Below are 15,060 nucleotides of genomic sequence, written 5' to 3'. Positions count from 1 at the left end.
GGCGATTAGGAATAGACGTAAAGTGCAGCGACAAAGTCCCGAACTGCGCGAAATGTTGCGATTCTCCTGCCTCACCTCCTGATTTCCGGGGGGACAACAAGCGGTTACGAAAGGAGACGCAATCGATGGAAAGTTGGCTCAATTCGGCGGTCGACGCGATTGGCGGGGCGCTATCCGGCTACCCGCTGGTCATTGCCCTGCTTGGCGCGGGCTTGTATTTCACCTTGCGGTTCGGCGGCATTCAGATCCGCGCGTTTGCGCATAGCGTCAGCTTGCTGCGCATTTCTGGCGGTACGTCCGGCATTTCCCCGTTTCAGGCTTTCGCGACAGGGCTTGCCAGCCGCGTCGGCACTGGCAACATCGCGGGTGTCGCGGTCGCGCTGACCATTGGCGGGCCGGGCGCGATTTTCTGGATGTGGATGACGGCGTTGCTGGGCATGGCCTCGGCGTTCGTCGAATCGACGCTCGCGCAAATCTTCAAAATTCCTCACCACGACAGTACGTTTCGCGGCGGACCGGCGTATTACATCCGGCTCGGACTTGGTTCGCGCAAGTTCGCCGTCGTCTTCGCCGTCGTGTTGCTTTACACGTTCGGCTTCGCGCTGAACTCCGTGCAGTCGAATTCGATTGCGAATGCACTCGAAGCGGCATTCGGCTGGGAGCCGCAGTGGATCGGTATCTCATTGGTTCTGCTGACCGCACCGATCATCTATGGCGGGGTGCGTCGGGTGGCCCGATTCGCGCAATGGATCGTGCCGGTCATGGCCATTTCGTATCTGGGATTGGCGGCCTATGTCTGCATCGTGAACATCGATCAGATCCCCGGGATGATCGCCATGATCTGGCGTCATGCGTTCGGGCTGGAGCCTGCTGCGGGCGGTATTGTGGGATACGCCGTCGGTCAGGCGATTCTGATGGGGGTGAAGCGCGGCCTCTTTTCCAACGAGGCTGGCATGGGCAGCGCGCCCAACGCGGCGGCGGTGGCCACGACGAAACATCCCGTGCAGCAGGGGCTGATGCAGATGCTCGGCGTGTTCTTCGACACCATCGTCGTGTGTTCGGCCACGGCATTCATGATTTTGCTTTCGGGGCAGTTCATCCCCGGCTCGGGACCGGAAGGCGCCGTGCTGACGCAACGTGCGCTGGGCGTGCACTTCGGCGACTGGGCGGTGATCTTCACCGGTATCACAGTATTTTTTCTCGCCTATTCCAGCGTACTCGGCAACTACGCGTTTGCCGAAGTGAATATGGACTTCCTGACGCAACGCGTGTGGCTCCTCAACATCTTCCGCGCGTTCGTCTTGCTCGCGGTCATGCTGGGTTCCGTCGCGAGCTTGCCGCTGGTGTGGAGCTTTGCCGATGTCGGCACGGCGTTGATGGCGTTCATCAACCTCGTCGCGATTGGCCTGTTGATACGTTACGCACAGGCAGCGTGGTGCGACTATCAGACGCAGCGCAAGGCCGGTGTCGCCGAACCCGTCTTCGCACGCGATGCATTGCCGCCCGAGTTGCGTGAGAAGTTGCCGACGGATGTCTGGCCCGCGACGCGCGAGTCGAAGACCGCTGCCGATAAGGTGGCCGGTCGGCACGGCAAAGACACTGAAGATGCCATAACGCCGAACGCTGTCTGATCGAACGGCCCGCTCCGGAATGCACCAACGTTCGGGGCGCGTCATAAGGCACAAGGGCCGGTGAGTCATCCTCACCGGCCCTTGTCGTTTTACTGCGATGCCTTGCGCGCTAAGTGTCGGCGCTCAGGCACGTCGATGGCTTACTTGCCGCCGACGGTTTCCAGCACGGTCCACTTGCCGTCCACGACCTTGTACAACGTGATCGAGCCGTACTTCAGATCGCCCACGTTGTCGTAAGCCAGCTCACGCGTGGTCACGCCGGGCATGCTCGTCTTCGCCAGCGCCGGCAGGTACTTGGCCGGGTCCGTCGAGTTGGCCTTCTTCATGGCCGACATCATGGCCATTGCGCCATCGTAAGCGTACGGCGAGTACGTTTCCGGGCCTGCACCGAACTTGGCTTTGTAACGCGACTCGTAAGCGGCGCCACCGGGCATCTTGTCGAGCGGCAGACCGGCGAGCGAGACGACCGAGCCGTTGGCGGAGTCACCGGCGATCTTCAGGAAGGCGTCCGACTTGACCATTTCGCCCGCCATCAGCGTGGCCTTGATGCCGAGTTCGCGCATTTGCTTGGCGAGCGGGCCAGCTTGTGCGTCGGCACCACCGTAGAACACCACGTCCGGGTTGGAGCGCTTCAGGTTCGTGAGAATGGCGCGGAAGTCCACGGCCTTGTCGTTGGCGAATTCACGACGCACGATCTTGCCGCCAGCGGCCTTCGCGGCCTTCTCGAACTCGTCTGCCAGACCCTGACCGTAAGCGGTACGGTCATCGACGATGGCAATGTTCTTGAAGCCCAGCTTCTTGACGGCAAACGTGCCGACGACCGACCCCTGCTGGATGTCGGACGTCATCATGCGGAAGGTCGTCTTGAAGCCCTGCTTGGTGTATTCCGGGGCCGTGGCCATGGCGATTTCAGGAATACCGGCCTGCGCGTAGATACGCGATGCAGGAATGGTCGTGCCGGAGTTGAAGTGGCCGAGCATGCCCTTGATGCCGTTGTCGACCAGCTTCTGTGCAACGAGCGCGCCCTGACGCGGGTCGGCCGCATCGTCTTCGGATTGCAGCACGAACTTCACCGGCTTGCCTTCGATGGTCGGCTTGGTGGCGTTGTACTCGTCGATGGCGAGTTGAATGCCGTTCTGCATGTCCTTGCCGTAGTGGGCCTGTGCGCCCGTAAGCGGTGCGGCAAAACCAACCTTCACTTCCTGCGCCTGTTGCGCGTTAGCCGCGCCAAACGCGAGCAGTCCCGCGACTGCGACGGCGCTAGCCGTAAGCTTCGATTGCATCAACCCTCTCCTTGCATGTGTTTGTCGTGAGTGGCGTGTCTGCGGGATCGCCGCGGCACGCCTTTCTTGAAACGCCGTCGACATCGGGCCGGTTGACCCGAGGCGGCATCAATCGCAATCAAACGCAAAATGCGTCCGACGCGGCAGTATTGGATGGCTGCTCGCGCCGGTCAAGAGGGAGAAATTCCGATAGAAGGTGCTACCGCCTTATGGCGAAGGTTGCGCCACCGGGGCGTCGGTGCCACCGCCGATGACTTCGCCGGTCGACTTGCCCTCGCGGATGTCCTTCAGCATCGTTTCGGCCGCGGCGTAACGGGCCAGTACCTCGGCGCTCGGCGCACGATCCAGTCGGCTGACGACATACAGCGCCAGACCGCCCAGCGCAAAGCCCGGCACGATTTCGTACAGGTCGAACCAGCCGAACTGCTTCCAGATCAGGACGGTCGCCGCCCCGACTACGATGCCCGCCAATGCGCCATTACGGGTGACACGCGGCCACAGCAGGGTGGCCAGCACCAGCGGACCGAAGGCCGCCCCGAAACCTGCCCAGGCATAGCTGACCATACCCAGAACGCGGCTCTCCGGATCCATCGCGAGCAGCACGGCCACGACGGCCACGGCCAGCACCATCGCGCGGCCGATCCACACGAGACGTTTCTGGCTCACCGGACCGCGCGCAAAGGTCTTGTAGAGGTCTTCCGTGAGCGCGCTGGAGCACACCAGCAACTGACACGACAGCGTGCTCATGACGGCGGCGAGAATCGCGGCCAGCAATACACCCGCAAGCCACGGCGTGAAGAGTTGCGTCGTGAGCGCCATGAAGATGGTTTCGGCGTTCGCCTGCACGCCCGCGCCCAGCTCGGGACGCGCGCTATAGAACGCCAGCCCGAAGAAGCCCACGGCCACCGCGCCCGCGAGGCACAGCACCATCCACGTCATGCAGATGCGACGCGCCTGCGGAATCGCCGCCGCCGAGCGCGCGGCCATGAAGCGCACCAGAATGTGCGGCTGACCGAAGTAGCCGAGGCCCCAGGCGAGCATCGAGATCACGCCAATGGGTGCGAGATCGCCGAACCAGTCGGTGTGTGCGGGATGCACGGCGGTGACCGCCGTGACCGCCGCGACCGGTCCGCCGTCGATCGTGATGACGGCAATCGGCGTGACAACGAGTGCGGCAAACATCAGCGAGGCCTGCACCGTGTCCGTCCAGCTCACGGCAAGGAAGCCGCCGATGAAGACGTAAGCGATGGTCGCGACCGCGCCGATCCACAAGGCGGTGTGGTAGTCGAGTCCGAACATCGTCTCAAACAGACGAGCGCCCGCCACCACGCCCGAGGCGCAATAGATCGTGAAGAACGTGAGAATTACGAGCGCCGTGACGATGCGCAATACGTGACTGCGGTCGCCGAAGCGTTGCGTCAGGTATTCGGGCAGCGTCAGCGCGTTGCCACAGACTTCCGTGTGTACCCGCAGCCGTGCTGCCACGAGACGCCAGTTGGCCCACGCGCCGAAGGCCAGACCGATCGCGATCCAGACACCGGACAGGCCGCCCACGTAGATCGCGCCGGGCAGGCCGAGCAGCAGCCAGCCGCTCATGTCGGAGGCACCTGCCGACAGCGCGGTGACGAAGCTGCCGAGACGGCGTCCGCCCAGAATGTAGTCCGAGAGGTTGTTGGTCGATCGGTAACCGAGCCAGCCGATCACCAGCATCAACAGCAAATAGACGGTGAACGAGACCGCCGTGGGATTCCAAAGGGACATGTTGCCTCCTTGTACGGCTCAGGAGCGCGCCGTGCCTGTCTTCCGGCATGACGAAAGGGGCAAACGCGTGCTGAAGACCGCAATGGCCGACGATACGTGTCGTCGGCACGGGTTGACCGCTCAAAGGCGGTGAGACGCGTTATATGTCGGGGGCGGGCGCGAAGATACCCCGAATTTGCTCAATTTGCGCATGTACGCAGCTAGCGGCGCGATGACGACGCAAGTGAGGTGACGTCAGTGCGCAGGGATTGCGGATGGTGTGGCGGACGGTCTTGCGGAGGCTGCGGCGAGCGCGGGGGACGGTCTCGTGCGAGAAGTGTGAGGCGGGCGATGCTGAGACGACGCATTCCGGGTTCGCATTGAAACCGGCGCGTTGGCGGAGAAAAGACGGGGTGACTGCAGGAAAGGGCACCGCCAGATTTAGGACGAATCCGGGAGGAGACGTCGCTAAATCCGGCGGGATGACATCGATGCGTCGAAAGATCAGCCGATGGTCATGAGGTTGGCGTTACCGCCGGCGGCGGCCGTGTTGACCGACACCGAGCGTTCGCACAACAGGCGTTCCAGTGCGTAGTCGTCGCCCGCTGCCAGCGCCTCGGGGGCGAGGCCCTGCATCGACAGAATCGGACCGTTACGCGTGGCGATGCGGCGGTTCAGGGCGCGCAACTCGTCGCTGTCGCCTTCGAACAGCGCTGCCGCCAGCGCCGCTTCGCTCGCGGCGTCCGCACCGGCTGCCAACACCGATGCACGTCCCTTGAGCGTCGCGGGCAGCGCACTCACCAGTTCACGCGCGGCGGCGCTGTCGGTGAACACAGCGTTGTTGCCCGTGGCCAGTACGGCCGCGAGTTGCGTGCGTGCACCGAGTGTCGTCGCCGCGACGCACAGCACCGGGCCGCGCGGCTCCAGACCGTACGTATTGCGCTCGCCGGTCGGACCGGGCAGCACGGCGGTAGCGTCGAGTGCGGACGTCGCCAGATAACGGTCGACGCGATCGATGGCGGGGGCGCTGTCCGCTTGCTGACGCAGCCAGTCGCGGTAGTTCACCAGCGGCGAGAGCGCGGCTTCGTTGCGGTTCAGCTCCGGTGCGAGGGCGGCAGGGCGCGTCGCCAGCAGTCGCGGCAGATACATCGGACCGCCCGCTTTCGGACCCGTCCCAGACAAACCTTCGCCACCAAACGGCTGCACACCGACCACAGCGCCGATCACATTACGGTTCACATAGACGTTGCCGACGTGCGCACGCTCGGTCACGTAAGCGATGGTCTCGTCGATCCGCGTATGCACACCGAACGTCAGGCCATAGCCCGTGCCGTTGATCTGGTCGAGCAGCTTGTCGAGTTGCGCGCGCTTGAAGCGAATCACGTGCAGCACCGGGCCGAAGACTTCACGTTGCAGCGCCTTCAGGTCGGTGAGCTCGATGAGCGTCGGCGGCACATAGGTGCCATGACGGGCGGCGTCCGGCAGCGTCAGTTGCTCGACCGGGAAGCCCTTGCCGCGCATCTGTTCGATGTGACGGGTGATGCCGTTCTGCGCTTCGGCGTCGATCACCGGGCCGACGTCGATGGACAGGCGATCCGGGTTGCCGATGGCAAGCTCCTGCATCGCGCCCTTGAGCATGTGCAGCGTCTTGTCGGCGATGTCGTCCTGCAAGCACAGCACGCGCAGGGCCGAGCAGCGCTGACCGGCCGAGTCGAAGGCCGAGGCGAGCACGTCGTACACGACCTGCTCGGGCAGTGCCGACGAGTCGACGATCATGGCGTTCTGCCCGCCGGTCTCCGCGATCAGCGGGATCGGACGGCCGTTGGCGTCCAGACGATCGGCGAGCGTGCGCGCGATGATGCGGGCGACTTCGGTCGAACCGGTGAACATCACGGCCTTGGTGCGGGCGTCGGCCACGAGCGCAGCACCGACGGTCTCGCCCGTGCCCGGCAGCAGTTGCAGTGCACCGGAAGGCACACCGGCGGCTTGCATCAGACGCACGGCTTCTGCGGCGATGAGCGGGGTTTGCTCGGCCGGTTTGGCGATGACCGGGTTACCGGCCGCCAGTGCCGCAGCGACCTGACCGACGAAGATGGCGAGCGGGAAGTTCCACGGGCTGATACACAGAACCGGGCCCAGCGGACGGTGCGTGTCGTTCGAGAAGCCCTGACGGATCTGCGCGGCGTAGTAGCGCAGGAAGTCGACGGCTTCACGGACTTCGGCAACGGCGTTCGGCAGCGACTTGCCCGCTTCACGCACGCACAGACCCATGAGCGTGGGCATGTGGGCTTCGAGCAAGTCGGCCGAGCGCATCAGGCAGTCGGCACGCTCTTCGACGGGCGTGGCTTGCCAGATCGGGGCCGCAGCCACGGCATGCGTCAGCGCGGCTTCCACGTCGGCGGACGTCGCTTCGATCACCTGCCCCACGATGTCGCGCAGGTCGGCCGGGTTGCGTACGGCGCGCGGCGTGCCTGCCGTGCGTTCGCCGTCACCCAGCATCGGGGCGGCGCGCCACGGGGTGCCCGCGCTGGCGAGCAGGGCGGACGACAACGAAGCCAGACGGTGTTCGTTCGAGAGATCGAAGCCCGAAGAGTTGGCGCGCGACGTGCCGTACAGATCGCGCGGCAGCGGAATCTTGGCGTGCGGTGCGCCGAGCGGTTGCACCTTCTCGGCTTCGGTAATCGGGTCGGCGATCAGTTCGTCGACGCTGACGGTTTCATCTGCAATACGGTTGACGAACGACGTGTTCGCGCCGTTTTCCAGCAGACGGCGCACGAGGTACGCGAGCAGCGTTTCGTGCGTGCCGACCGGGGCGTACACGCGGCACGGGCGCGCCAGTTTGCCTGCGGCGATGGCGCCGACGACTTCCTCGTACAGCGGCTCGCCCATGCCGTGCAGGCACTGGAACTCGTACTGGCCGGGGTAGTAGTTATTGCCCGCAAGGTGATAGATCGCCGACAGCGTGTACGCGTTGTGCGTCGCGAATTGCGGATAGATGGCATCCGGCACCGCGAGCAGCTTCTTCGCGCAGGCGAGGTACGAGACGTCCGTATAGATCTTGCGGGTGTAGACCGGATAGCCTTCGAGGCCGTCGACCTGCGCGCGCTTGATTTCGGTGTCCCAGTAAGCGCCCTTGACCAGACGCACCATGATGCGGTGACGGCTGCGGCGTGCCAGATCGATGATGAAGTCGATCACGAACGGGCAGCGCTTCTGATACGCCTGCACCACGAAGCCGATGCCGTTCCAGCCAGCCAGTTCCGGATCGAAGCACAGCGCTTCGAGCAGATCGAGCGAGATTTCAAGGCGGTCGGCTTCTTCGGCATCGATGTTCAGGCCGATGTCGTACGAGCGGGCCAGCTTGGCCAGCGCCTGCACGCGCGGCAGCAGCTCACTGACCGTGCGCTCGTGCTGGCTGCGCGAATAGCGCGGATGCAGTGCCGAGAGCTTGATCGAGATGCCCGGGCCTTCGTAGATGCCGCGTCCGGCCGATGCCTTGCCGATGGCGTGGATCGCCTGCTCGTAGCTCGCGTAGTAACGCTGTGCGTCTTCTTCCGTCGTCGCGGCTTCGCCGAGCATGTCGTATGAGTAACGGAAGCCTTGGGCTTCGTACTTGCGGCTATTCGCGAGGGCTTCGGAGATGGTTTCACCGGTGACGAACTGCTCGCCCATCAAACGCATGGCCATGTCGACGCCCTTGCGGATGAGTGGTTCGCCGCCGCGGCCGATCAGGCGCGTGAGGGCCTTGGTCAGACCCGCCTCGCTCGTCGTGGTGACGAGCTTGCCCGTGATCATCAGGCCCCAGGTCGCGGCATTGACGAACATTGACGGCGAGTTGCCCATATGGGCGTGCCAGTCGCCCTTGCTGATCTTGTCGCGGATGAGCGCGTCGCGCGTCGCCTTGTCGGGAATGCGCAGCAGCGCTTCGGCCAGACACATCAGCGCCACGCCTTCCTGGCTCGACAGCGAGAATTCGTGGATCAGACCTTCGACGCCGCCGCCGGTGCTCTTGCCGCGCAGGGCGACGACGAGCTTGCGAGCGAGATCGGACGCCAGCGTGGCCGTGGCCGGTGCGAGCTTGGCCTGACCGACGAGCACGGGCACGCACTCGGGTTCCGGACGACGGTACGCAGCCGTGATGGCCGCACGCAGCACCGATTGCGGTTGAACGTTCTGCGCGAATTCCAGGAACGGGTGCGGCACGGTGTCGTCGCCGGAGTGGCCGTCGATTACCTCAGTGCCGGACTGGGTTGCACCACTTAGCTCGGGCGGCAGCGCGCCGCTTTCGATGCGCTCCAGATAGGCGAAGATCGCCTGTTTGATGAGCCAGTGAGGGGTGCGCTCGATTTGCTGGGCGGCCGTCTTGAGACGGGTGCGCAGGATATCGTCGACCTTGACGCCGAGAGTGGTGTTAGCCATGAGAAGGGACCCTGATGACGCGAAAACGCAAAAATGCGTGACACCCATAGCGGGTGAATGGCGGCATCGTAACCGGGTTTCGAAAGAGGTGCAACCAGAGTCAAAATTAGGGTTGCACCCCAGTGCTGCTCACAGGTTAACCGACGGCGAGTTACTTCTTGTCGGTGCCGTAAGTCTTGCCCAGATACTCGGAGATCAGCTTGACCTGATCTTCGGGAATCGGCGCGCCGTAGACTTTCACCATCTTGGTCACTTCGGCATGCCAGAACGCAGACGGCATGGGCGGCTGCGAGTTGATGTAGTCGATGGAGTGGCACATCACGCACCACGCGCTGGCCGCCTGATGACCCGCGAGCGTCGACGCTTTAAGTTGCGACGTTTCCTGCGGCAATTTGATGTCGAGGGCATGGGCAGGGACTGTGGCCGTCAGGCCGACGACACCGAACAGACCATAAAGACCATAAAGACCGTAGAGGCCGGACAGGAGGGCGGTGCTGCGCATCAGTTTCGAGAAGTTCATGATCGTCCCCCGCCTTAAGCCGCGACTACGCGCACGGTTTCCACCCCGTTGCGCAGATAGCCAGCCGGATTCCACAACGATTGCAGCGGTTGCGTAACCCCTGCGCGGTTCGTCGCCCGAACTTTCAGAACATACTCACCGGCTTGCGGCGGCGTGAACGACGCCGTCCATTCGCGGAAGGAGTACTTCGACAGCTCGTTACCGAGTTTCGCGGCCTGCCATGTCTGGCCGCCGTCGGTCGAGAACTGCACTTCGCGAATGCCTTCGCCGCCGTCGAACGCAATGCCGCGCACGCGCATCGGTTTGCCCGCCGCCACTTGCTGGCCGTCGGTGTGACTGGTGACGAAGGAGCGGACGGTGAAGCGTCCGATCGGTTTGGTCTTCTCTGGCGCCTTGCCCGGTTCTACACAGTTGCAGTCGTTGTCGGGAATGCGGTACGCCGTGGCCATCCAGAAGCCGTCGAACACTTTGTCCACGACGTTGATGTCCGCTAGATGTTTGACCCAGTAAGTGCCGTAGTACCCCGGCACGATGAGTCGCACCGGAAAGCCGTTGAGCATCGGCAGGTCTTTGCCGTTCATCGCGAACGCGACCATCACTTCGCCGTCCATCGCGTGATCGAGGTCGAGCGCCTTCACGAACTCGGGCGTCGCCGGGACGATCGGGCGGTCGAGGCCTTCGAACGTCACTTGCTTCGCGTCGGCGGAAACGCCCGCGCGCTCAAGAATGCGCTTGAGTGGGATGCCACGCCAGCGCGCGTTGCCCATCGCACCGTTGGCGATCTGGCCACCGCCCACGCGAGGCTCGAAGAACCCCCGGCTGTTGCCTGAGCACTGATGCACGGCCACGAGTTCGACCGGTGCGCCGAAATCCTTCTTGAGCGACGCCAGCGAGATGTCGAGCGGCTTCGCGACGCTGCCGCCGACGCGAATCCGATGCTTGGCCGGATCGATGTCGGTCGGAATACCGGCCAGGTGATAGCGCACGAAGAACGCGTCGTTCGGCGTGATCAGGCCGTCGTTGAACACTTCGAACGGCGTTTCCAGTTGCGGCGGACGTGCGGTCAGCCGGATCAGCGGACGCTTCTGCGGATACGCGACAAGCTCGCGCTCGCCGTTCGCAAACGGCAGCGTCACCGTCTGCGGTGCTGTCGTGGCGGCGAGCACATCGAGCGCGCGGCCCGCGAGGCTCGCGCCGACACCGAGCGCACCGGCACGTCGCAAAAATCGACGGCGCGACACCTCGGCCACAGCGGACTCGGCCGGTGACTCGGAGAAGGCGTATTCGGGAGGAACGAGAGGGGATGCGGCTTGCGGCGCCGTGGGGGCGGCGCTCCGGTCGTGCGACTTCATCGGATGTCTCCTGTAGGGACTTCTTATCGTTCAAATGCAGTGCAAATGACGTGAACCGTTCGACGTGCAGCGTTCTTCTTATGGCCGCATCGTCGGAGATTCTTCCAATGTTGTCAAATTTCCGGAACGTTATATACCGGTTTATATTTCGAGTGGATCGACTTCGAGATGCCAGCGAACGGGCGCTTTCAGCGCACGCAACTCGCTCATCCATTGGGTGAGGAAGCGCTGGAGCGCGCCTCGGTGAGGGCTCTCGACCACAAGTTGCGCCCGGTCGGTGCCCGCGATGCGGACCATCGTCATGGGGACGGGGTCCCACAGGGAGATGCGCGGGTCGTTCAGCGCCGGGGTGGCGGCGATTTCGCGGGCCTGTTTGAGGAACGTCATGGCGTCATCGAGCTTGCGGGCTTCGGCGCGCAGGAGTGCCTGATGGGTGTAGGGCGGCAACAGTGCGACGCGGCGTTCTTCGAGTTGCTGCGCGGCAAAGCCCGCGTAGTCGTGGCGCATGAGCGACGCGAAAAGCGGGTGCGACGCGTAGCGCGTCTGAATCAGCACATCGCCGGGACCATCGGCCCGCGCGGCGCGTCCGGCACGGCCCGCCACCTGCATCAACTGGGCGAAGAGACGTTCGGCCGCGCGGAAGTCATGGGAGAAGAGGGCGCTGTCCGCGTTGACGACACCCACCAGCGTGACGTTACGGAAATCGTGTCCTTTGGCCACCATCTGCGTGCCGATCAGAATGTCGACCTCGCCCGCATGCACCTGCGCGAACAGGGCCTGTGCGCTGCCCTTGCGGCGCGTGCTGTCGGCGTCGATCCGCGCTAGCCGCGCGTCGGGGAAGTGTTCGGCGAGCGCTTCTTCGATCCGTTGCGTGCCGCGTCCGAGCGGTGCCAGATCGAGGTTGCCGCAGTCGGGGCAGGCGTGGGGGATGCGCGATTCGGCCCCGCAATGGTGGCAACGCAGGCGTCGCTCGGGTTTGTGCAGCACCATGTGCGCGCTGCATCGGCGGCAGTCGCTGATCCATCCGCAGGCGTCGCAGTTGAGCACGGGCGCGTAACCGCGACGATTGAGGAACAACAGACTTTGCTCGCCCGCTTCCAGTCGCGCACGGACGGCCGCGAGCAGTGGCTGCGACAGCCCTTCGTGGACGACACGCTGACGCTTGCACTCGATCTCCATGTCGATGAGCGACACGCGCGGCAGCACGGCGTCGGGGGTGGCGCGCTCGGGCATGGCCAGACGCACGTAGCGGCCTTGCTCAGCACGGTTCCAACTGTCGAGCGACGGCGTGGCTGAGCCGAGCACCACAGGAATACGCAGGCGGTTCGCCCGCCAGATGGCGAGGTCGCGTGCGGAGTACCGGAGGCCTTCCTGCTGTTTGTAGGACGGATCGTGTTCTTCGTCGACGACGATCAGTCGTAGGTGGGGCAACGAGGCCATCACCGCCAGACGCGTGCCCAGCACGATGCGCGCTTCGCCACGATGGGCGGCGAGCCAGTGCCGGGCGCGCTCGCCCTCGGCCAGACCGCTGTGCAGGGTGACGAGCGTCTCGTCGGGGAAGCGCGCGCGGAACACGCCTTCGAGTTGCGGCGTCAGGTTAATTTCCGGGACGAGAACGAGCACCTGGGCATCGCGCACGTCCCGCGTATGCAAGGCTTCGGCGACGGCGCGCAAATAGACTTCGGTCTTACCGCTACCGGTGACGCCATAGAGCAGAAAGGGCGCGCACGCGTGGGTATCTGGTGTATCGGGCGTGTCGCCGGTGGTCGGCGTCTTATCCAGACGCTGCGCGCCAGCAGCGATCAGGGCGTCGTGGATGGCACCGACTGCGTCCGCCTGTCCGACGGTAAGTGTCTTCGTGCCGAGTGGGCTGGCGCTGTCGGTGTCATCGTCCAGCACATCGGCGAGGGCGGCGGACGACGCGTCACCGATGTCGGTAGGTGCGTCATCCTCTGTATCGTCAGCATCCTCAACAGCGCGCACCGTTTCATGGAACGGCACGGTCTCGACGACGACCCATCCGGCGGCAGCCCACTGCTTGAGCACGTCCGCCGCCTTGGAGCACAACGCCTTCGCTTCGTCGGCATCGAGCGTGCCCGCCTGCGCAAGCCCTTCGGCGAGGCGTCGCTGAGCGCGCAGTCGCGCCGGGACGTTCTCCATCAGTGTGGACAGCGCGCCGTCGGCGATCCTGAAACGTTGCACCCCGCGCTGCGCGAGCAGACGCGGCCAGCGCATCGGCGTGCGTAGGTGGCCGGGGATCGCGGGCAGGGCGACTTCCCCGATACCGCGCTGGTAGTAACGCGACGCGAACTGCATCAGGTCGCGCCAGTCGTCGCCGAGCGGTGGCAATTCGTGCCAGACAGATGTCACTTCGCGCAGCTTCGCAGGCGGAACTTCGCTGCGCTGCGTCAATTCCCAGACAACGCCCACAACCTGTCGTCGTCCGAACGGAACCTGCACCAGCTGGCCGGGGCTTGCCGCCTGATCCAGACGGTAATCGAACAGCGTGATCAGCGGCGTATCGAGCGCAACGCGAGCGATGGCGGGCGTACCCGCACGGGGCGGGGCCGCCGGAGCAAGGGCATCGTCGTGCGATGCGACGCTCGGTTCGGAAAGGTCGTCGGCGCGGGTCAAACTTAAAGTGAATCCTGAGAAGTCTCGGTAAACCCCGGATTTGAGTCGGCTTTCCGGCAGCTTCGAAACGCTTGTGGATAACTATGTTGAGAACTGTGGGGATTATGGCTCGTCAGCCTCGCTGCGCGGCCCTCGCACCGCTGGGCATCCCGACTTTGCTTGAATCAAAATTGCTTTTTGATCAATAGCTTATGAATGACGTCGACGGTGCCTTATCGACGTCTCTCACTTGCGGCGGCGCAGCGAGAATTTGTGCATAAGTCTTCGGGACAACTCCGCAAATTGGAGGGGTTATTCGACCGCTTTTCCCTTGACATTCCCCACTTGAAACGGCGGTTGGGTTTGCAGGGCGAAATGCCCCGCGAACCCGCGTCCTCGCTTGCGCGTATTTTTGATCACGCTGTCTGACGCACCTTCCGGCTGTAGCTGTGTACCTCGTCCACGAGCGCCGCAACGTGCTCGGGGTTGGTGAATTGCGAGATGCCGTGTCCGAGATTGAAGACATGGCCTGGTGCATTGCCGTACGCGTCGAGCAGTCGGCGCACTTCGGTGCGGATGGCTTCGGGCGCGGCGAACAGGGCGGTGGGGTCGAAATTGCCTTGCAGTGCACAACGCTCGCCCACGCGACGACGGGCCGCCGCCAGATCGACGGTCCAGTCCAGACCGATGGCATCCGGGCCGGTGTCGGCGATGGCTTCGAGCCACTGGCCGCCGCCCTTGGTGAAGACGATGTGCGGAATACGCACGCCGTTCCATTCGCGGTGCACGCCTTCGAGCGCCTTCTTCATATAGGCGAGAGAGAAGCGCTGATACAGGCCGTCGGCCAGCGCGCCGCCCCAGGTGTCGAACACCATGATGGCTTGTGCACCCGCTTCGATCTGGGCGTTGAGATAGGCGGCGACGGCGCGCGCGTTGGTCTCGAGGATGTGCGTCATCAGATCGGGACGCTCGTACATCATCGTCTTGACGGTGCGGAAGTCGGCGGAGCCTTGCCCTTCGACCATGTAGCACGCGAGGGTCCACGGGCTGCCCGAGAAGCCGATGAGCGGCACGCGACCGTTCAGGGCGCGGCGGATTTCGCTGACTGCGTCGAACACGTAGCGCAGGCTGTCCAGATCCGGGGCCTGAAGGCGGCGCACGTCGTCTTCGGTGCGCAGCGGATGCGCGAAGCGCGGGCCTTCGCCTGCCTCGAACGACAGGCCGAGGCCCATGGCGTCGGGGATGGTGAGGATGTCCGAGAACAGAATCGCGGCGTCGAGCGGGAAGCGCTCAAGCGGCTGAAGCGTGACTTCGGTGGCGTACGCGGGGTTCTTGGCCAGCGCCAGGAAGCTGCCAGCCTTGGCGCGGGTCGCGTTGTATTCGGGCAGGTACCGGCCCGCCTGACGCATCAGCCAGATCGGCGTGTACTCGGTCGGCTGGCGCAGCAGGGCGCGCAGGAAAGTATCGTTTTGCAGAGCTTGGGACACGTCGCAGGGAGGGTC

At 64.3% G+C, this 15,060-nt stretch carries 8 protein-coding genes; 1 reads left to right on the top strand and 7 read right to left on the bottom strand.

The window, feature by feature from the left end:
• Positions 1–125 precede the first annotated feature (125 nt).
• Positions 126–1,631, top strand: a complete 1,506-nt coding sequence (locus ACIQWO_RS09015; RefSeq protein WP_402822226.1) for an alanine/glycine:cation symporter family protein — start codon at positions 126–128, stop codon at positions 1,629–1,631.
• Positions 1,632–1,771: 140 nt separating this feature from the next.
• On the opposite strand, the gene ACIQWO_RS09010 is transcribed toward ACIQWO_RS09015, so the two are convergent.
• From ACIQWO_RS09010 to hemE, 7 genes are all read right to left on the bottom strand, one after another.
• Complete coding sequence (locus tag ACIQWO_RS09010) at positions 1,772–2,914, bottom strand: branched-chain amino acid ABC transporter substrate-binding protein (RefSeq protein ID WP_402822223.1); 1,143 nt, start codon at positions 2,912–2,914, stop codon at positions 1,772–1,774.
• A gap of 207 nt (positions 2,915–3,121) precedes the next feature.
• Entirely contained in the window at positions 3,122–4,675 is a 1,554-nt protein-coding gene (gene putP / locus ACIQWO_RS09005) for a sodium/proline symporter PutP (protein ID WP_402822220.1), read from the bottom strand.
• A 483-nt stretch (positions 4,676–5,158) separates the two neighbouring features.
• Positions 5,159–9,073: a trifunctional transcriptional regulator/proline dehydrogenase/L-glutamate gamma-semialdehyde dehydrogenase gene (gene putA / locus ACIQWO_RS09000; RefSeq protein WP_402822217.1), complete on the bottom strand. Its 3,915-nt coding sequence runs from the start codon at positions 9,071–9,073 to the stop codon at positions 5,159–5,161.
• Positions 9,074–9,224: 151 nt separating this feature from the next.
• Positions 9,225–9,593, bottom strand: coding sequence for a sulfite:cytochrome C oxidoreductase subunit B (locus ACIQWO_RS08995; RefSeq protein WP_402822213.1), 369 nt, complete (start codon positions 9,591–9,593; stop codon positions 9,225–9,227).
• A 14-nt stretch (positions 9,594–9,607) separates the two neighbouring features.
• Positions 9,608–10,945, bottom strand: a complete 1,338-nt coding sequence (locus tag ACIQWO_RS08990; protein WP_402822210.1) for a molybdopterin-dependent oxidoreductase — start codon at positions 10,943–10,945, stop codon at positions 9,608–9,610.
• 141 nt (positions 10,946–11,086) lie between these two features.
• The gene (locus tag ACIQWO_RS08985) at positions 11,087–13,579 is read right to left on the bottom strand and encodes a primosomal protein N' (protein ID WP_402822207.1); all 2,493 of its coding nucleotides are present in this window, start codon (positions 13,577–13,579) and stop codon (positions 11,087–11,089) included.
• Positions 13,580–13,974: 395 nt separating this feature from the next.
• A complete protein-coding gene (hemE, locus tag ACIQWO_RS08980) occupies positions 13,975–15,045 on the bottom strand; it encodes a uroporphyrinogen decarboxylase (RefSeq protein WP_402822204.1) in 1,071 nt (356 codons plus the stop codon).
• Positions 15,046–15,060 lie beyond the last annotated feature (15 nt).

It is taken from the genome of Pandoraea sp. NPDC090278, from assembly GCF_044772185.1.
Lineage (GTDB): Bacteria > Pseudomonadota > Gammaproteobacteria > Burkholderiales > Burkholderiaceae > Pandoraea.
The sequence above is the reverse complement of the archived record's forward strand: the minus strand, read 5'-3'. Positions and strand labels throughout refer to the sequence as shown.